This is a genomic window from Myxococcaceae bacterium JPH2 (assembly GCA_016458225.1).
GTDB lineage: Bacteria > Myxococcota > Myxococcia > Myxococcales > Myxococcaceae > Citreicoccus.
Genome location: JAEMGR010000003.1, coordinates 777,793 through 795,858, shown reverse-complemented (window position 1 = coordinate 795,858; position 18,066 = coordinate 777,793). Strand labels below are relative to the sequence as shown.

The 18,066-nt window shown below is 70.9% G+C and carries 16 protein-coding genes; 14 read left to right on the top strand and 2 right to left on the bottom strand.

From position 1 onward, the window contains the following. Positions 1 to 193 precede the first annotated feature (193 nt). The 8 genes from JGU66_07970 to yidD all read left to right on the top strand — a co-directional run bounded on the left by JGU66_07970 (position 194) and on the right by yidD (position 7,898). Positions 194 to 1,420, top strand: a complete 1,227-nt coding sequence (locus tag JGU66_07970) for an ABC transporter permease (GenBank protein ID MBJ6760697.1) — start codon at positions 194 to 196, stop codon at positions 1,418 to 1,420. A 17-nt stretch (positions 1,421 to 1,437) separates the two neighbouring features. After that, positions 1,438 to 2,658, top strand: a complete 1,221-nt coding sequence (locus JGU66_07965; GenBank protein MBJ6760696.1) for an ABC transporter permease — start codon at positions 1,438 to 1,440, stop codon at positions 2,656 to 2,658. Between the two features lie 52 nt (positions 2,659 to 2,710). Further along, positions 2,711 to 3,397, top strand: a complete 687-nt coding sequence (locus tag JGU66_07960) for a hypothetical protein (GenBank protein ID MBJ6760695.1) — start codon at positions 2,711 to 2,713, stop codon at positions 3,395 to 3,397. 4 nt (positions 3,398 to 3,401) lie between these two features. Beyond that, the gene (locus JGU66_07955) at positions 3,402 to 4,457 is read left to right on the top strand and encodes a site-2 protease family protein (protein ID MBJ6760694.1); all 1,056 of its coding nucleotides are present in this window, start codon (positions 3,402 to 3,404) and stop codon (positions 4,455 to 4,457) included. A 94-nt stretch (positions 4,458 to 4,551) separates the two neighbouring features. After that, positions 4,552 to 6,525: a DUF4091 domain-containing protein gene (locus JGU66_07950; GenBank protein ID MBJ6760693.1), complete on the top strand. Its 1,974-nt coding sequence runs from the start codon at positions 4,552 to 4,554 to the stop codon at positions 6,523 to 6,525. A 125-nt stretch (positions 6,526 to 6,650) separates the two neighbouring features. Then, entirely contained in the window at positions 6,651 to 7,175 is a 525-nt protein-coding gene (locus tag JGU66_07945) for a GNAT family N-acetyltransferase (protein ID MBJ6760692.1), read from the top strand. A gap of 133 nt (positions 7,176 to 7,308) precedes the next feature. After that, positions 7,309 to 7,542, top strand: a complete 234-nt coding sequence (locus tag JGU66_07940; protein ID MBJ6760691.1) for a DUF4177 domain-containing protein — start codon at positions 7,309 to 7,311, stop codon at positions 7,540 to 7,542. Continuing rightward, positions 7,539 to 7,898, top strand: a complete 360-nt coding sequence (gene yidD / locus JGU66_07935) for a membrane protein insertion efficiency factor YidD (protein ID MBJ6760690.1) — start codon at positions 7,539 to 7,541, stop codon at positions 7,896 to 7,898. The genes JGU66_07940 and yidD overlap by 4 nt, the downstream gene beginning before the upstream one ends. A 168-nt stretch (positions 7,899 to 8,066) precedes the next feature. On the opposite strand, the gene JGU66_07930 is transcribed toward yidD, so the two are convergent. Further along, positions 8,067 to 9,704, bottom strand: a complete 1,638-nt coding sequence (locus JGU66_07930) for a type VI secretion system contractile sheath large subunit (protein MBJ6760689.1) — start codon at positions 9,702 to 9,704, stop codon at positions 8,067 to 8,069. A gap of 191 nt (positions 9,705 to 9,895) precedes the next feature. Here JGU66_07930 and JGU66_07925 point away from each other — a divergent pair, with 191 nt between their 5' ends. The 6 genes from JGU66_07925 (at position 9,896) to JGU66_07900 (ending at position 16,634) form a co-directional block, all read left to right on the top strand. Beyond that, positions 9,896 to 10,336, top strand: coding sequence for a hypothetical protein (locus tag JGU66_07925; GenBank protein ID MBJ6760688.1), 441 nt, complete (start codon positions 9,896 to 9,898; stop codon positions 10,334 to 10,336). Positions 10,337 to 10,586: 250 nt separating this feature from the next. Further along, a complete protein-coding gene (locus JGU66_07920; GenBank protein MBJ6760687.1) occupies positions 10,587 to 12,071 on the top strand; it encodes a CoA-acylating methylmalonate-semialdehyde dehydrogenase in 1,485 nt (494 codons plus the stop codon). A gap of 67 nt (positions 12,072 to 12,138) precedes the next feature. Continuing rightward, a complete protein-coding gene (locus tag JGU66_07915; protein ID MBJ6760686.1) occupies positions 12,139 to 13,392 on the top strand; it encodes a GTP cyclohydrolase II in 1,254 nt (417 codons plus the stop codon). Then, positions 13,385 to 14,602 (top strand): URC4/urg3 family protein, encoded by a 1,218-nt coding sequence (locus JGU66_07910; GenBank protein MBJ6760685.1) that lies wholly within the window; start codon positions 13,385 to 13,387, stop codon positions 14,600 to 14,602. Before JGU66_07915 ends, JGU66_07910 begins: the two co-directional genes overlap by 8 nt. A gap of 20 nt (positions 14,603 to 14,622) precedes the next feature. Continuing rightward, positions 14,623 to 15,258 (top strand): uracil phosphoribosyltransferase, encoded by a 636-nt coding sequence (gene upp / locus JGU66_07905; GenBank protein MBJ6760684.1) that lies wholly within the window; start codon positions 14,623 to 14,625, stop codon positions 15,256 to 15,258. Between the two features lie 47 nt (positions 15,259 to 15,305). Then, positions 15,306 to 16,634, top strand: a complete 1,329-nt coding sequence (locus JGU66_07900; GenBank protein ID MBJ6760683.1) for a CapA family protein — start codon at positions 15,306 to 15,308, stop codon at positions 16,632 to 16,634. On the opposite strand, the gene yjjJ is transcribed toward JGU66_07900, so the two are convergent. After that, entirely contained in the window at positions 16,635 to 17,930 is a 1,296-nt protein-coding gene (gene yjjJ / locus JGU66_07895) for a type II toxin-antitoxin system HipA family toxin YjjJ (GenBank protein ID MBJ6760682.1), read from the bottom strand. Positions 17,931 to 18,066: the final 136 nt, after the last annotated feature.

Below are 18,066 nucleotides of genomic sequence, written 5' to 3'. Positions count from 1 at the left end.
GGCCTCGGGCCTTCCTCGCCGCGAGCAGGCGGGAAGGCCCGGGTCCGAGTGCCCGGCCGTCGGGTCCAAACCTGGGGCCGCCGGGAATATCGGCGCGCGTGCAATCACCGGGGGACCTGTGCGTAGAGTGCTGGCCGGCCTTGCCCCAGACGCTCCGGGGTGGGGCGGTCGCGCTGAAAGCGAGGGTGTGCGCTTGGGTTTCCGGGTCGACGTGTACGAGGGCGGCCGGATCGCGCTGTCCTCGCTGCGCTCCAATCGCTTGAGGACGGTGCTGACCACGGTGGGCATTGGCGTGGGCGTGTGCACGCTGCTGGCCATCGTCGGCATCATCCAAGGGCTGAACAGCTCGTTCGCGCAGCAGCTCGGGAAGATTGGCGCCAACACGCTCCAGGTGTCCAAGTTCCCCTGGGTGATGGGCGGCGACTGGTGGGAGTACCGCAACCGCAAGGACCTGTCCGTGAAGCTGGTGCCGCCCATCATGGCGGCCTCCGAGCACGTGATCGCGGCGGCCCCCATCTTCTTCACGCGGGGCGAGGCGAACTTCCTGGACCGGAAGCTGTCGGGCATCACCGTGATTGGCACCACGGCGGAGTACCTGGCCGCGGGCTCCTTCGAGATGGCCGACGGTCGCTTCCTCACCGACGCGGACGTGGACAACCGGGCCTCGGTGGCGGTCATCGGGGCCGAGCTGGTGAAGGTCCTCTTCCCCAACTTCAGCCCGCTGGGCCACCGCATCCTCGTGGATGGCCACCCCTACCGCATCGTGGGGACGCTGGCCGCCATGGGCACGGTGCTGGGCGAGAACCAGGACCTGGTGGTGATGGTGCCGTACCGCACCTTCGTGAGCCACTTCGGGAGCAAGCGCTCGCCCGCCATCGTCGTCGCGGTGGACAGCACGGACAACCTTCCCAAGGTGCAGGACGCGCTCACCTCCGCGCTGCGCCGCGAGCGCGCCACGCCGCCCGGTGTGCCGGATGACTTCGCGCTCAACCGGCCGGATCAGCTCGCCAACATGTACAAGCAGCTCACCCGCGCGCTCTATGGCGCCGCGACGGGCGTGGGCTTCATCACGCTGCTGGTGGGCGGCATTGGCATCATGAACATCATGCTCGTGTCGGTGCGCGAGCGGACGCGCGAGATTGGCGTCCGGCGCGCGCTGGGCGCGAAGAAGCGCACCATCGTGCTCCAGTTCCTCATGGAGGCGGCGAGCGTGTCCGCGGTGGGCGGCGCGCTCGGGACGGTGGTGGGCCTGGGGCTGGCGTACATCGTGTCGCTCATCAGCCCGCTGGCCGCGGCCGTGGAGCCGCTCACGGTGGCGTTCGGCGTGGGCTTCGCGGCGCTGGTGGGCTTGCTGTTCGGCATCTGGCCGGCGGCGCGGGCGGCGAACCTGGATCCGGTGGAAGCACTCCGCCACGAATAAGGAGACTCCGGATGTGGATGGCTTTGTGGGACACGGTGCGGTTGGCCTTTGGCACCTTCGTGGCGCACCCGATGCGCTCGTTCCTCACGCTGCTGGGCATCGTCATCGGCGTCACCACGGTGGTGTCGATGATGGCCCTCATCGAGGGGCTGAAGAACGAGGTGAATGACCGGCTCTCCGAGCTGGGCGCCAACTGCTTCCAGGTGCAGCGGCTGCCCTTCGGCGCCGGAGACCTGTCCGCCGCGGAGCTGGCGCGGCGGCCTCGCATCACCTACGGGGACCTGGACGCCATCCGCCTCCAGCCGTCCGTGCTGGTGGCGGCGGCCGAGGACTCGACGGGTGGCCAGAAGGTGTCCACCTCCATGCGCGAGACGCGCGCCAACGTGAGCGTGTGGGCGGGCACGCCCGAGTACTTCCAGACGAACTCGGTGACCCTGGCCACCGGCCGCATCTTCACCGAGACCGAGTCGATGGACGCGCGCCACGTGGCGGTGATTGGCGCGGACCTGGCGGACACGCTGTTCCCGGGCATGGACCCCTTGGGGCGCGAGATGCGCATCAAGGGGCGCACCTTCCAAATCGTGGGCACGCTGAAGCGACGCGGCGGCTTCATGGGCGGGGGCAGCCAGGACAACCAGGTGATGATGCCGCTGTCTGCCTATGCCCCGCTGTTCGGCGTGCGCGAGCTGCGGGTGAGCATCCAGGCCCGCTCGGGCGAGGTGCACCAGCGGGCGCAGGACGAGGTGTCGCTGCTCATGCGGCGGCGCCATGGCCTCAAGCCCATGGATGCGGATGACTTCTTCGTGTTCTCCAATGAGAGCACCACGCAGATGTTCAACAACATCTCGCAGGTCATCTCCGTGGCCAGCTTTGGCGTGTGCCTGCTGTCGCTCCTGGTGGGAGGCATTGGCATCCTCAACATCATGCTGGTGGCCGTGACGGAGCGGACGCGAGAGATTGGCATCCGCAAGGCGCTGGGCGCCAAGAAGCGCCGCATCCTCGGGCAGTTCGCGCTGGAGGCGGTGGTGCTGTCGCTGGTGGGCGGCTTCCTCGGCGTCGCGCTGGGCGTGGGCCTGTCGCAGCTGGCGCGCTGGGTCATCCAGCTTCCCACGGAGGTGCCCACCTGGGCCGTGGCGGTGTCGCTGGCCATGAGCTGTGGCGTGGGGCTGAGCTTTGGCATCTACCCGGCGGCGCGAGCGGCCAAGCTGGACCCGGTGGAAGCCATGCGTACGGAATAGGCGCGGGCGCTGATAGGCTGATGGGACTGGCTTCCCGCTGCCAGTTCCAGACATGACCGAACCTATCGCTCCTCCGCCTTCGTCCGAGGCGCCGCTCCAGTTCGAGCACGCCGAGTTCTCCGAGCCCGTCGCCGCCCCGCAGTGCGCGGCGTGCAAGAAAGCCATTGCCGAGACCTACTTCGAGGTCGCCGGCAACCTGCTCTGTCCGTCCTGCCGAAGTGAGCTGATGGCGTCGCTGGAGGGAGGCTCGGCGGCGAGCCGGACCCTGCGCGCCACGGGCCTGGGCGTGGGCGCGGCGATCGCGGGCGCGGTGCTGTACTACGTGGTGAACCTGACGGGCTACAACCTGGGCATCATCGCCGTCGCGGTGGGCTGGCTGGTGGGCGTGGCCGTGCGGCGCGGCTCGGATGGGCGCGGCGGTTGGTTCTACCAGACGCTCGCGGTGCTGCTGACGTACGTGGCCATCTGCGCCTCGCTCGCCCCGGACGTGTACTCGGGAGTGACGGCGGAGGGAGCGCAGGGAGTGCTGGGCATCATCGTGACGGCGGTCGTGTCGCTGGGCGCGCCGGTCATCGTGGGCGTCAACAGCCCGCTGTCCCTGTTCATCTACGGCTTCGCGCTGTTCGAGGCGTGGCGGCGCAACAAGCGCCTGGAGGTGAAGGTGGACGGCCCCTTCCGGCTGTCCGCGCGCGCGCCTTCCTCGGTCCCCACTCCCGCGGAGGCGTCGTCCGTTGGATGAGGCGTTGGCCGTTGCCACCCGGTGTGAGGGGTGTGGCTCTGAACTGGGTCCCCGGCTGCTCACCTGTCCGTCGTGTCTGCGATTGGTGCATGCGCGGACGCTCCAGCGGCTCGCCGCGGAGGCCGAGGCCGCCACCGCAAGGCAATCCCTGACGGAGGCGCTGGGGGCCTGGCGTCAGGCGTTGGACCTGCTGCCGACGGGCACCAGCCAGCACGCGCAGGTGATGGCGCGCGTGGAGGCCTTGAGCCGGCAGGTGGATGTCTCGGGCGGTGGCGCGGGCGTGGCGTCGGCGGAGTCCAAGTCCTCTCGCGCGGGCATGCCCAAGGCGCTGGCGGGGCTGGGCGCGTTCGGCGTGGCGCTGTGGAAGTTCAAGTTCGTGCTGCTGTTCCTGCTGGGCAAGGGGAAGCTGCTGCTGCTCGGGCTGACGCAGGCGAGCACGCTGTTCTCCATGCTGCTGGCCATGGGCGTGTACTGGCGGGAGTGGGGCTGGGTCTTCGCGGTGGGGCTGGTCGCTTCCATCTACGTGCACGAGATGGGACACGTGGTTGCGATCCGGCGCTTCGGGATGCAGGCCAGCGCGCCCATGTTCATCCCGGGCCTGGGGGCGGTCGTTCGCCTCAAGCAGACCCCGGTGGATGCGCGCGAGGATGCGCGGGTGGGGCTCGCGGGGCCCATCTGGGGCGGCATCGCGGCGGTGCTCATCTTCGCCGCCGCGCTCGCCACGGGATGGAAGAGCCTGGGCGCCATCGCGCACGCGGCGGCATGGCTCAACCTGTTCAACCTGCTGCCCATCTGGCAGCTCGACGGTGGGCGCGGCTTCCGGGCGCTGGCCCGGCGCCAGCGCTGGTGGGCCGTGGCGGCGGTGGGCGCCGCGTGGTTCCTCACCCACGAGAGCCTGTTCGTGGTCCTGCTCGCCGGAGGGACCTTCCGAGCGCTGCTCACCCCCGCGCCCGAGGAGGGAGACACCCGGACCCTGGTGGAATACGTGGGGCTCGTGGTCGTGCTCGGCGTGGTGGGTTGGTGGGCGCAGCAGTGGACGGGCACCGCGCTCGCGCTGTGAGGATGAGGCCGCTCGGCCGCCTTGCGTCCCGTCGGACAGGGGCGAGGTGGCCGCGCGGGGGAAGCGCGTGGCGGTGGGGGTCGTTGCTCCCTCCATGCGCTGTGTGAATCGACTCCTCGGTCTGGGCCTCGCGTCCGTGTTCCTCTCCGTCCCCGCGCTCGCGGCGGCACCGTCCGCGTGGGCGGAGAGCGCGATGGTGAAGGTGAGGCCCGGGGCCTCGGCGCAGGCTCGGCCCGAGCTGCGGCTGACGGCCGCGCGCAACGAGTTCGTTTCGTTCCAGGTGGCGCTGCACGGCGGCGACGCGGGCTTGCGAGGCGTGCGCGCGAGCCTGGAGTCACTGGACGGCCCGGCGCGCATCGCGGGGACGGACGTGACGCTGTACCGCGAGGCGTACATCACCACGAAGCAGCCCTCGGTGAAGGGCGAGCCGGTGGGCGCGTGGCCGGATGGGCTGGTGCCGGACCGGGATGAGATTGCCGGCGAGGCGCGCAAGGCCTTCCCGTTCGATGTGCCCGCGGGTGAGGCGCGCGCCGTCTGGGTGGACGTGCGCGTGCCGGAGAACGCACCCCCTGGGGATTACACGGGCGTGGTGACGGTGTCGGCGGACGGTGGCTTCACGTCGCGCGTCACCGCGCGGCTCACGGTGGTGGACGCGGCCTTGCCGAGCACGCCCGCGCTGGCCTCGGCCTTCCTCTTGTGGCCGCCGCACGTGTGCAACGCGTACTTTGGCCGGACGGACTGCACGCCCGCGGAGCTGGAGCCGCTGCTGACCCGCTATCAGCGCATGGCGTTGGAGCACCGCATCACGCTGTCGGGGCCGTTCCCTCGGTCGCCGTGGGCGCCGGACTGGGCTTCCTTCGACGCGACGTGGGGCCCCTTCCTGGATGGCACCGCGCCCACGCGACTGCCGGGCGCGAAGGCGACCACGCTGGAGTACGTGGGCCCGCTCACGGCCTCCGCGCTGGCGGACTTCACCGCGCACGTGCGAGAGCGTGGCTGGTTGGACCGGGCCTATGCGCAGGTGGGGGACGAGCCTCCCTATGGCGCGAGCTTCGAGGACGTGCGCACGCATGCGGAGCTGGTGCGTCAGGCCGCGCCGGGACTGAGGACGCTGCTGACGACGAACTCCGCCGAGCTGGCCAATCACTCGCTGGAGAACCTGGTGGACGTGGCGGTGCCGCTGGTGAATCACCTGGATGGCACCGAGGCGCCCTACGTGGGCGACCAGCGGAGCACCTACGCGGACTTCCTCGCGCGGCCGGGCCGGCAGGTGTGGGCGTATCAGAGTTGCATGAGCCACGGCTGTGCATATGGAACCAACGCGCCGGAGAACAAGCCGGGGGCCGGGTGGCCGTCGTACATGTTGGATCGCTCGGCGGCGAAGGCGCGGGCCATGCAGTGGGTGTCCTTCCTCGAGGGCGCCACGGGCGAGCTGTACTACCAGACGGTGGGCATGCTCCCGACGGCGTGGACGGACCAGTACCGCTTCAACGGCAACGGGGATGGGACGCTCTTCTACCCGGGCACGGTGGCTGCCATCGGTGGGAGCACGGACGTGCCGGTGGCCTCCATCCGGTTGAAGCTCATTCGCCAGGGAGTGCAGGACTACGAGTGGCTGACCGCGGTGAGTCGCGCGGGAGACCCGGCCTTCGCGCGGAAGGTGGCGCGTGAGCTGATCCCCGCTGCGTCGCGCGTGCCGGATGACGGCGCCGCGTTCGATGCCGCGCGGCTGCGCCTCATCCAGCGCTACCAGGAGCTGACGGGCGCGAGCACGTCCACGCCGCCCGCGACGGATGGGTCCACGTCGGGTGGGACGCCGCCGACGGTGACGCCGCCCGCGACGGGTGGGTCGTCCTCGGGAGGCTCGACGTCGACGCCTGCCCCGACAGGGACGGTGCCGTCGGCCGCGGTGGATGCGCCCTCGGCCTCGGGTGGATGCAGCGTGGGTGGTGGGGGAGGCACGGCGATGCTGGCGGGGCTTCTCGTCCTCGCGGCCTGGTGGAGCCGAGGAACCCGGCGTGCGCGGGTGCGCGTCCCGGTGCGGATGTCTCCACGCCGTCGCCGGTAGAGACGCGCGGTCAGCGATGACGCCTTATGTCGGCCTTCGTGGAAGCGAGCGGCCAGGCGAGCGCGAGGGCTTCTCGGTAGCAGTGAGGGCGGTGCCCTCGCGGCGGGCGTGATAGAGGCGCGCGCATGGACCCTCATGTGCTGGACAAGGTGGTCATCCGCGAGGCCCGCCCCGAGGACGACGGGGTGGTGGGCGAGATGCTCGTCGAGGCCTTCATCACGCAGTACGCGAAGAAGCTTCCCGAGGTCGTCTACACCGACGAGCGCAAGCGCGAGCTGCGAGACGTGGCCTCGCGCCGGAAGGTCGCGTCGGTGCTCGTGGCCGAGAAGGACGGAGAGGTCATCGGCACGGTGGCCCTCTTCCCGCCCGGCGCTCCGGGCTCCGAGGCGTGGCTGCCTCGCACCGCGGACCTGCGCGGTCTGGCCACCCTCGTGCGCTTCCATGGCACCGGGCTGGCGAAGCCGCTGCTGGACGCGGCCGAGGCGCTCGCGCGCTCGTGGAACGTGGACGCCATCTCCCTGCACGTGCGCAAGGGCGCGGACGGCGTGGCCCGCATGTACATGCGCCGCGGCTTCGTGCGCGAGCCGGCGGGCGACATGGTGCTGCCGTCCGTGACGCTCGAGGCGTATCGGCTGTCCTTCAAGGGCTGAGCCGCGCGGTCGGGATACCACTCCCCAGGTACAGACGGCGCCTGGGGAGAGTCGAGAACATGAAGGCATGCCCAGCAATGAGCGTCCGCAATCCTTCATGTCCAACTCAGACACCCGCGCAGGAGCCGTCCCCATGTATGAGTATCACGTCGATGCGTTCGTCCCGCCCGCGCCCGGCTGTGGCGCCCAGGAGTCGGGCTGGAGTCCCAAACGCTGCGGGGACTTCGCCAAGTTCCTCAATGGCTATGCCGCGCAGGGCTGGAAGCTGCACTCCAGCGAGTACCGCGCGGTGACGTCGACCCAGGGCTGTGGCACCACGAAGGGCTCGTGGCTCGTCTGTGTCTTCGAGCGGGCCCTGCCAGGATGAGCCCAGACCCCGCCTCGCGCCGAGGCGAGTCGCCGCCCTGGGCAGGCAATCCCTACTCAGCCCTGGCCCTGTCGTCTCGCCGCTCATCCAAGGCCCCCACGTCCGCGAGCCCCGCCGTCGCGAGCTGGCCGTGGTGGCTCAATCCCTTGTGTCTGTTCGCGATGGCTTGCGTGCTCGTGTACCGCCACGCCGTGCCGCATGCGTGGAAGCGCCGGTGCATCTACACGCCCACGTGCTCGATGTATGGCCTTCAGGCCCTGCGCAGGTATGGCTTCTGGCGTGGCGCCTGGCGGACGTGGACCCGCATCCAGCGCTGCAACGACACCCTGTTCCAGGGCGGCGTCGATGCGCCGTGAGCGCGTCCGCGGAAGGCGCTACCGCCCGCCATGCCGCGAATCGAGATGCACCGCGCCCAGCACAACCCACGCGGCCACCATGACGAGGGCCAACGTGGGATGGCCGTGGAGCACCGCCTGGAGGAGTCCGACCAGGTGATGCACGGCGTGTCTCCGAAGTGCTGTCGCTCAGCGGCGCATGGGCAGGGCGAAGGCGAGCTGGAAGCGAGTCCCCGCGTGCTCGGGCGGGACGGTGGCGGTGACCTGGATGGCGCGGCCGTCGCCCGTGGTGATGAGTTCGCCTCGAAGCTGTCCCAGCTCCGTGGCCCCACGGAAGAGGAACACCTCGGCGGCCTGCGCGAAGATGGCGGAGACGTCCTCGCCACTGGAGCCCGCGGGGAGCTGGTCCCGGACCCACTGCGCGAAGCGGACGATGCGCCCCGTGAGGAGCTGCGCGGGCAGCGGCACCGTGTAGCCGCCGCCGAACACCGTGGGCGCGGTGGCCAGCAGCACGGCGTCCGCGTTGCGTCCGCTGCCCAGGCCCAGGATGCCGCGCTCCTCCAGGCGCGCCTGCGCGCGGATGGGCAGCATCACCTCCGTGGGGATGAGCGTCCCCTTGTCGCGCCCCGCGGGCACCTCCCACGTGGTGGGCGCGCGCACGCCGCCGGGCTGTCCCAGGATGCGCGCGAAGGAGCCGGTGTCCCGGAAGCTCGCCGCCAGCAGCGAGGCCACCGCGATGGCGGGGCTGGCGAACGCGACGCGCTTGAGCGCGCCCTTGCTCTCGCTGCCCACCACCGGGCGGTTGAGCGCGACGCAGAGCCAGCGCCCGGACTCGTCCTGGCGCAGCTCCGGCCAGGACTCGGGCACCTCGTCGCGTGCCTCCTCCAGGCCCGTGGACAGCTCCGCCAGGGGCAGGCCGAGCAGGCTCGGCGACACGGCCACCACCATGGGCACCTGCGCGTGCTCGCCCAGCAGGGCCATCCGTCCGAGTCGCGCGGCGTCGTCGCAGGTGTCCGTGACGAAGCACGCGTCGGGGCGCTCGAAGGGCTCGGCCGCGAGCGCCGCCTCCAGCGCCTCCGTCAGGGCCCCGGCCGCCACATCCAGCACCTCCACCGCCATGCCCGCGTCGGGCGGGCACTGGTCCAGGAGCCACTTGAGCCCGCGCCACGCGGACTCCATGCGCGCCACGGGCTCGGCGGCCAGCAGGTCCCTCGCGGTGAGGAGCACCGCCTCCTCGACGACCTCGCGCGCCGACTTCACCGCGGCCGACGACGTCGCGCCCGGAGCCGCGCCCTTGGGCGTGATGGCGCGCAGGAACGCATCCACCGCGCGCGACGCGGCGGCGGGAGCGTGCGGCTCGCCAGGGTTCAGCAGCGTCTCCACCAGCTCCGCGCCGGACGTGGTGGTGGGGACGGCCGTGGGCGTCGGGGCCGGCGTCGTGCCGCGCAGCGCGGCGGCGACGGCCTCGGAGAGCTTGCCCGCGCCCACGATGGAAGCCACGCGCTCCGCGCCCGCCTCGGGAGACAGGCCCGCCCGGGACAGCTCATCCCGCAGGCCCTGGAGCGCGCGCAGCTCGGGCACCGCCGAGATGACCTCCGAGAGCTGGAAGGCGCGCAGCTTGTCGAACGACAGCTCCACGGTGCGCGTGTCCTGGGCGCCCAGCCGGTCCACCACGGTGGCGCGCAGTCCCGACGCGGCGCGGCTCAGCTCGGTGGGGAAGGATTCGGAGGTGAGGTGGAAGCGCCGCCCCGTGGCGGGAGACGCGAACGCCCCCGCGACCAACCACCGCACCCGCGCGCTCTCTGCACTCGCTCCGCTCTGGCTCATCTCGACTCCCCCCAACTGGATTGGTCCGCGCACGTTACCCCGAGCACCAGACCCGCGTCGTCCGTGGGCGCAGGATTCCTTGGGAGATGTGAATCCGAGAAAAGCCAAGGAGGCCCCGGATGGCCTCACGCGCAATACTTCCGGGTGGGAAAGGTGCGCGCGGGATGAGGCCCCAGTAGCCTGGAAAGACCATGTCCATCCGCAAGGACTTCATCGAGCGCACCCTGGAGCAGTTCGTCGAGGCGCTCACCAGCCTCATCAAAGCCCGGCGGGAGCACCGGTTCAGTGACTCGCTCAAGGCCATTCGTGAGACGGCACTGTCCACGCTGGGCATGGAGTACAGCACGCTCCTCATGGCGGACGCCGAGTCCACCTCGCGGCTGCTGGGCACGCCCACGCGCGTGAAGATGCTCGCGATGCTCGTGCGCGAGGACGGCGAGCTGATGAAGGCGCAGGGCGATCCGCTCACCGCCGACTCGCGCTTCCTGCTGTCCCTGGAGCTGTACCTGGAGGCGATGACGCTCGGCCTCAATCCAGACACCGCGGACGCCACGGCCATCGCCGAGCTGCGTGTCATCGTGGACACCGCGTCCCTCTCCGAGCGGCACCAGCGCATGCTTGTCCTGGCGTGATGCCGCCGCGCGGCAAGCCGGCGACGCGACGCATGCGTCGCATGGCCCGCGCGCGCCTTCGACGCGGATGACGCGTCGCGCCTCTCGGAAGCCCCTCCCGCGAGGTCGTCTTTCCGACACCGGTTGACCCACGGCACACAGCGTTAGGCCCATTCGCTGACATCGCGTCATTGGCCTGAGTTGCGGTGCTGTCCGTGAACTCGACTACGATGAATCGCACATCGTCACGCAACACCAGGGGGGTGCGCGCGTGTCCTTCGTCGAGTTTCCCGAGAGCATCATCACCTGTCGCAACCTGGTGGGGGGCGAGTGGCTGGAGCCGGTGGGCGCCACGTCGCTGGAGGTCCGCAGTCCCTACACGGGCGCCCTGATTGGCAGGGTGCCGCTGACGCCTGCCAGCGGTGTCTCGCAGGCGGTGGAGGCCGCGAAGCCCGGGGCGGCGCAGTGGCGGGCCACGTCGCTGCGCGAGCGCACCCAGCACCTCTTGCGCTTCCGCACGCTGCTGGAGGCCCAGGCGGGGCGGCTGGCGCACCTCGCCGCGGCCGAGGCGGGCAAGACGGTGGGCGAGGCCCGCGCCGGAATCCTCAAGGGCCTGGAGGTATGTGATTTCGCGCTGTCGTTGCAGAACCTGGACAGCGGTGGGCACATGGAGGTCAGCCGGGGCGTCACGTGTGAGTTCCGACGTGAGCCATTGGGAATCGTGGCGGGCGTCACGCCTTTCAACTTCCCCGCCATGGTCCCGATGTGGCTGTTCCCCATCGCGGTGACGTTGGGCAATGCCTTCATCCTCAAGCCCTCGGAGAAGGTGCCGCTGACGGCGTGCGCGCTGGGGGAGTTGATGGTGGAGGCGGGCTATCCCGCGGGCGTGTTCTCCGTGGTGCACGGCGGGCGCGAGGCCGTGGACGCGCTGGTGGCGCATCCGGACGTGCAGGCGCTGGCCTTCGTGGGCTCCTCCGCGGTGGCGCGGCACCTGTACGCGGAAGGGGGCAAGCGGGGGAAGCGCGTGCTCGCGTTGGGCAGCGCGAAGAACCACCTCATCGTCGTGCCGGACGCGGATCCCTCGCTGACGCCGCAGGCGGTGGTGGACTCGTTCACGGGCTGCGCTGGACAGCGGTGCATGGCGGCGAGCGTGCTGCTCGCGGTGGGGGATGTGCAGCCGCTGGTGGAGGACATCGTCCAGCGCGCGTCGCGGTTGGAGCTGGGGCCGGGCATGGGCGCGCTCATCGACCGAGGCGCGGTGGACCGCTTGGAGACGGCCATCGCTCGGGCGAAGGAGGAGGGCGCGCGCGTGCTGTTGGACGGGCGAGGCAAGCGCCCCGCGGGGGAGGGCTGGGCGGGCGGCAACTGGCTGGGGCCCACGATTCTGGATGGGGTGCTGCCGGAGATGGAGGCCGCGCGGCGCGAGCTGTTCGGGCCGGTGCTGTCCATCATCCGCGTGCCCACGCTGTCCGCGGCGTTGGCGTTGGAGAACGCGTCTCCCTATGGGAACGCGGCGTCTGTCTTCACCACCAACGGCGCGGTGGCGCAGGCGGTGGTGGAGGGCGCGCGCGCGGGCATGGTGGGCATCAACGTGGGCGTGCCGGTGCCGCGCGAGCCGTTCTCCTTTGGCGGCACGGGCGACTCGAAGTTCGGCCACGGCGACATCACCGGACCCTCCAGCCTCGACTTCTGGACCCAGCTCAAGAAGGTGACGCGCAAGTGGACCGCGCGCACCGACGGCTCGTGGATGAGCTGACGCCGTCCTCTCCTCGTCGCGCTTCCTCGCACATTCATGTCCCGCGCCCGAGAAGGAGGGCGCACCCATGGCCGACAAGAAGCCCGTGAATCACATCCGCCTCACCTCGCATCCGGATGGTGAGGCTCCTGGTGTGGCCATCCACTGGGGCGACCCCGAGCCCCTGCGTCGAGGGCCCGTGGTCGCCACGCTGGGCGACCCGTCGAAACGCAACGCCATCGGGACGCACTCGGGCGCGTATGCCATCTACCGCGCGCTGGCGGTCTCCGCGGGCAAGCTGCCGCCGGACCACCGCGCGGACCTGACGCACACCTCGCCCGCCGCGCAGATTGGGCCTCACCCCTCCTGGAGCGATGCTTCGCGCATCGTGTCGTTGGACCCGTGGGGCGCCATCGCGCCGCAGGTGTTCCGCGCGTTCCTGGAGCAGGACGTGGACTTCCGGCCCACCATCGCCGTCACGCGCGCGCACATCAACCTGCCCGAGGTACGCGACGCCATCGCCGCGGGCCGCCTCAAGGCCGATGGCGACCTGGTGGCGCCCAACGGTGACATCAAGGTGGTGAAGGCCGCGGTGGAGCCCGTCTGGTATCTGCCCGGCATCGCCAAGCGCTTCGAGCTGACGGAGAGCGCGCTGCGCCGCGGCCTCTTCGAGCACACGGGCGGCATGTTCCCGGAGCTGATTACGCGCCCGGACCTGCACGTGTTCCTGCCGCCCATCGGCGGTCTGTCGCTGTATGTCTTTGGCGACATCGAGTCGCTGGCGGACCGGAACGTGCCGCTGGCGGTGCGCGTGCATGACGAGTGCAACGGCTCGGACGTGTTCGGCAGCGACATCTGCACGTGCCGGCCGTACCTGGCGCACGGCATCGAGGAGTGCGTGCGCACGGCGCAGGGTGGCGGCGCGGGCCTCATCGTGTACCTGCGCAAGGAGGGGCGCGCGCTGGGCGAGGTGACGAAGTTCCTGGTCTACAACGCGCGCAAGCGACAGGAGGGCGGAGACCAGGCGGCCACGTACTTCCAGCGCACCGAGTGCGTGGCGGGCGTGCAGGACATGCGCTTCCAGGAGCTGATGCCAGACGTGCTGCACTGGCTGGGCATCACCCGCATCCACCGCTTCGTGTCGATGAGCGACATGAAGCACGACGCCATCACCCGCTCGGGCATCGAGATCCTCGAGCGCGTCCCCATCCCCGACGAGCTGATTCCGGCGGACGCCAAGGTGGAGATGGAGGCGAAGAAGGCCGCGGGCTACTTCACGCGTGGGCCCGTGGCGGACGCCGAGGAGCTGACCCGCGTGAAGGGGCGTGACCTCGATGCTTGACGAGACGACCCCGCGTGCACGGCCGGACGTGTCCCCCACGGTGGCGTGGCTGCGCAGCCCCGCCGCCATCCGCGAGCGCTGCCACCAGATGCTGGACCTGGGACTGGCGGGGCGGCTGCCGCACTTCCGCGTGGAGCCCTCGCGCCTGCCCGCGGTGGTGGACCGCGTGCTGGCGGTGACGCGCGAGGCCTACCCCACGCTGGACATCCCCGTGCACAGCCGCTGGCGTCACTTCGACGCGGGTGGGGTGCCTCGGCTCGCGGAGCTGGAGGCGCGGCTGGCGAAGCTGTCTCCCGAGGAGCGCGCCCGCGCGAAGCTGGACCTGGTGGTGGTGAGCGTGCTCTTGGACGCGGGTAGCGGGCCGGCGTGGCGCTACCGCGAGCAGGGCGGCGGCACGTATGTCCGCTCGGAGGGGTTGGCGGTGGCCAGCCTGCGCATGTTCATGTCGGGGCTGTTCTCGTCCGACCCGGACCGCCCGCTGCGCGCCGATGCCGAGGCGCTGGGACGGCTCACGCGCGAGTCGCTGGGCCAGGGTCTCCAGGTGACGGAGGACAACCCGCTCCATGGCCTGGAGGGCCGGCTGCACCTCTTGCACGGCGTGTCGCGCGCGCTGCCTCGGCCGGGGGCGATGTTCGACATGCTCGCGGCCCATCGCCGCAGCGTGCGCGCCGCGGAGGTGCTGGGCACGGTGCTGGAGGTGCTGGGCCCCATCTGGCCAGGGCGCGTGATGGTGGACGCGGTGAACCTGGGCGATGTGTGGCCGCACTCGTCCCTGGGGCCCGTGGAGAGCGCGGACGCGCTGGTGCCCTTCCACAAGTTGTCCCAGTGGCTGGCGTACTCTCTGATGGAGCCGCTGAACGAGGCGGGCGTGGGCGTGACGGAGCTGGACGCGCTCACGGGGCTGCCCGAGTACCGCAACGGCGGGCTCTTCGTGGACCTGGGCGTGCTGGTGCCCTACGAGACGCGGCTCTTCACGGATGTCTTCTCACCGGCGGACGAGCCCATCGTGGAGTGGCGCGCGTTGACGGTGGCGCTGCTGGACCGGGTGGCGGCGCTGGTGCGCGGCCGGCTGGGCTTGAGCGCGGAGGAGCTGCCGCTGGCGAAGGTTCTCCAAGGCGGGACGTGGACGGCGGGCCGCCAGGTGGCGGCGGAGAAGCGGGCGGGGGGCGTGCCTCCCATCCGCGTGGAGAGCGACGGGACCGTGTTCTGAAACCAAGTGAGGGAGGGCGCATGGCATTTCCGAACTGCACCGTGGTGGACCACCCGCTGGTGAAGCACAAGCTGACGTTGATGCGGCGCGCGGACACGAGCACCGCGTCGTTCCGGGCGCTGCTCCAGGAGATCTCGCTCCTGCTCGGCTACGAGGCGATGCGGGACCTGAAGCTGCGCGAGGAGGAGATCCAGACGCCCATGGCGAAGACGCGGGCGCCGCTGCTGGATGGCAAGAAGCTGGTGCTGGTGCCCATCCTTCGCGCGGGCCAGGGCATCGTGGACGGGATGCTCCAGCTCGTGCCGTCGGCGCGCATGGGGCACATCGGCCTGTACCGCGACCCCGAGACGCTCGACGCGGTGGAGTACTACTACAAGGTTCCGGCGAACCTGGCGGACCGCGACGTCATCGTCTGTGACCCGATGCTGGCCACGGGCAACTCGGCGGTGGCGGCGCTCCAGCGCGTGAAGCGCAGCCGCCCCGGCAGCCTGCGCTTCGTGTGTCTGCTGGCGTGTCCCGAGGGACTGACCAACCTGCGCGAACATCACCCGGACGTGCATGTCTTCACCGCCGCCATCGACGAGCGGCTGGACGAGCACGGCTATATCCTGCCCGGCCTGGGCGACGCGGGAGATCGCCTCTTCGGCACGAAGTAGGTGACGCGGATGCCAGTGGGGGCGAGGCCCGAGGCTAGAGTGTGTTCGTGACCTCGTCCGTGTTGTGGCTCGTGCCCCTGCTGTGCGCCGCGTCTCCTGTCCAGGTGGAGCTCGTTTTCGGCGGGGACGTGATTCCACACGGTGAGGTGAAGACGGTCGCCCAGGAGCACGCGCGCCTGGGCGCGGTTCCTCCCGAGGGAGGCGCGGCGCTGTCGCTCAACCACGGCGGGTGGGACCACCTCTTCGGCCCGGTGGCGGACGTGCTGCGCACCGCGGACGTGGGCGTGGTGAACCTGGAGACGCCCGTCACGGACAACCGCAAGGCCATCACGCGGGAGCTGCTGTTCAACGCGCCCTCGGACCTGGTGCGCGCGCTGGCGGGCGCGGGCGTGAAGGTGGTGTCCACGGGCAACAACCACGCGAGGGACCAGCGCCCCGAGGGACTGGTGGAGACCCTGAAGCATCTGGACGCCACGGGCATCCAGCACACGGGCACGGGGACGACGCGCACCGCCGCGTGGGCGCCGGTGTATCGCGACGTGAACGGCGTGCGGCTGGGCTTCCTGTCCTTCACGCGGTGGCTGAATGGCTTCAGCAACCCGAAGGACGCGGAGGCCCCGCACGTGGCCTTCGTGCCCTACGCGGTGCACCGCATGCACCGAGGGCTCACCACGGAGGAGGCCACGGAGCAGGTGCGCGCGGCGGCCGCGAAGTGCGACGCGCTGTTCGTGATGGTGCACTGGGGCACCGAGTACTCGGACACGCCGCACCCCGAGGACCGGGCCCTGGGCCGCGCGCTGCTGGACGCGGGCGCGTTCGCCATCATCGGCCACCACCCGCATGTGCTCCAGCCGCTGGAGGCGTACACCACGACCTCGGGCCGCAAGGCGTTCATCGCGTACTCGCTGGGCAACCTGGTGGCGAACCAAGGGCGCTTCTACAGCCACGCGCCGGGCAAGGCGGGCAAGGAAGGGGACAAGCGGGACTCGATGCTCCTGCGCGTCTCCGTGGTGCGTCCCTCGGAAGGAGCGCCCGTGGGGTTGGCGGACGTGGAGGTCCTGCCGGTGTGGATTGAGAACAACGCGGTGGGGCGCAAGCGCGCCGAGGCGCGGAACATCCAGCCCGTGCTCATCGACCGCGAGGTGGAGGCGGTGTCCGAGCGGCTGGCGACGCTCGCCGCGCGCGCGGAGACTCCGAGCAAGGAAGCGCGGGTGGAGAAGGCGGAGCTGGAGCAGCGCCTGGCTCAGTCGCGCTTCCGACGCGAGCGCATCCTGCGCATGCTGCCCGAGGGCTTCGAGGTGGCGCTGCCCGGGCTGCGTCGCCGCCATGCCTCGGCCGATGCGCCGCCCTCGGTGACCGCGCAGTCGCGGCCCTGATCACCGCACGGGCACGCGAGCGAGCAGGAACTCCACGGCGTCACGGCTGCGAGCACAGCGCTCGCGGAACCCAGCGCTCAGGTCGGGTGTGCGCGTGAGCCGGGTCCAGTAGGCCAGGGCGTGTCGGCCCGCATCGGCCCAGACATCGAGCGTGGCGGCGGAGGGCGGCTGCGGCTCGAAGTCGCGTTTGACGAGGCTCGCCCCCACGGGCGCGAAGACCATGGGCAGCATGTCGTAGGCGGGCGCGAGCCGGAACCGTCCCGGGGACTCCACGTGGAAGGAGAGGTTGCCCGGGTGGCGATCCGTGTTCCCGATGAGCTGGCCAAAGATGTCGAGCCAGCGCACGGCTCGCGCATCCGCATCACTTAGCCGCTGCGCGGCGACGAGCTGACGTGCGGCCTCGGTCCAGTCGCGGCCCGGGCCGACATAGGCGTGTGTGAGCGCGCGCAGGGAGAGCAGCGGACGCCGTCCACGGTCGCCCACGCGGTCGCAGCGCTCGACCTCGAGGAACCGGCGGCCGCCAACGTCCATCCAGCGTGAGCGGCTCACGGCGTGGCCCGCGGCGCGCAAGGTCTCCAGCGCGAGGTGCTCGCAGATGAGCAGGTCGCGCCAGCGGCTCGCGGCGCCACCTCGGTCGGTGTCCGCGAACTTCACCAGCACATGCCGGCCGTCCACGAACGCGGTGAACTTGGGCTGCGTGCCGCCCACCGCGGAGCCTGTCGAGACCGCGAGCGAGGAGCGCGCGAGTTCGGAGTAGCGCTCGGGATCCACGGGGAGCGGTGCGCTCGCCAGCCAGCGACTCAAGGACTCGCCGCCGAGGATGAGCTGGCCCGTGCAGTCCTCACCCCGACGCGCCAGCGCGAGCAGGAGCTGATCCGCGGACCAGTCGAGCGGACGCGAAGGCAACTCCAGGTCGGGGTGGCGCCGCGAGAAGTCCTGCCCGAGATAGCCCTGCGGCCCCATCTCGGCGACGAAGGGCGGGAGGCCCTCGAAGTACTCGCCAGTTCCGTCGGTGTGCTCGAACCAGTGCTGGCCGTTCGCGAGCAGATGCAGCTCGCCGTGACGGTGGATGTGGCCGGCCTCGTCCACGCCGTGCACGGGCACCTTGTTGCCGAGCCCGGGAATCGAGCGCGTGTGCGCGTAGCGCGTGGCCCGGCCCTTCCCCATGCGGCAGACGAGCGCGCCGGCCTTGGCGATGAGGCGGGAGAGCGTGGGCTGCGACACGGCGAGCCGCCGAGCCAGCTCGCCGGCCTGGATGCGGGGCTGTTGGACCAGGAGCGAGAGCAGTTCGCTCACGACGTCACCTGCTGAATGGAGTCCTGAATGGATTGCTGAATGGATTCTGGCCAGATTCTTGGGTCTAGGTCATTGAATCTTCTAGGGGTGTTCAGAAGATTCGGAGATGGATTCTGTCGGGGTGGGTGGCGTGCGG

Coding starts and splice junctions, on each gene's coding strand:
- JGU66_07965 (MBJ6760696.1), top strand. CDS start 1,438: ATGGCTTTGTGGGACACGGTGCGGTTGGCCTTTGGCACCTTCGTGGCG.
- JGU66_07960 (MBJ6760695.1), top strand. CDS start 2,711: ATGACCGAACCTATCGCTCCTCCGCCTTCGTCCGAGGCGCCGCTCCAG.
- JGU66_07950 (MBJ6760693.1), top strand. CDS start 4,552: ATGCGCTGTGTGAATCGACTCCTCGGTCTGGGCCTCGCGTCCGTGTTC.
- JGU66_07945 (MBJ6760692.1), top strand. CDS start 6,651: ATGGACCCTCATGTGCTGGACAAGGTGGTCATCCGCGAGGCCCGCCCC.
- JGU66_07940 (MBJ6760691.1), top strand. CDS start 7,309: ATGTATGAGTATCACGTCGATGCGTTCGTCCCGCCCGCGCCCGGCTGT.
- yidD (MBJ6760690.1), top strand. CDS start 7,539: ATGAGCCCAGACCCCGCCTCGCGCCGAGGCGAGTCGCCGCCCTGGGCA.
- JGU66_07930 (MBJ6760689.1), bottom strand. CDS start 9,704: ATGAGCCAGAGCGGAGCGAGTGCAGAGAGCGCGCGGGTGCGGTGGTTG.
- JGU66_07925 (MBJ6760688.1), top strand. CDS start 9,896: ATGTCCATCCGCAAGGACTTCATCGAGCGCACCCTGGAGCAGTTCGTC.
- JGU66_07915 (MBJ6760686.1), top strand. CDS start 12,139: ATGGCCGACAAGAAGCCCGTGAATCACATCCGCCTCACCTCGCATCCG.
- JGU66_07910 (MBJ6760685.1), top strand. CDS start 13,385: ATGCTTGACGAGACGACCCCGCGTGCACGGCCGGACGTGTCCCCCACG.
- upp (MBJ6760684.1), top strand. CDS start 14,623: ATGGCATTTCCGAACTGCACCGTGGTGGACCACCCGCTGGTGAAGCAC.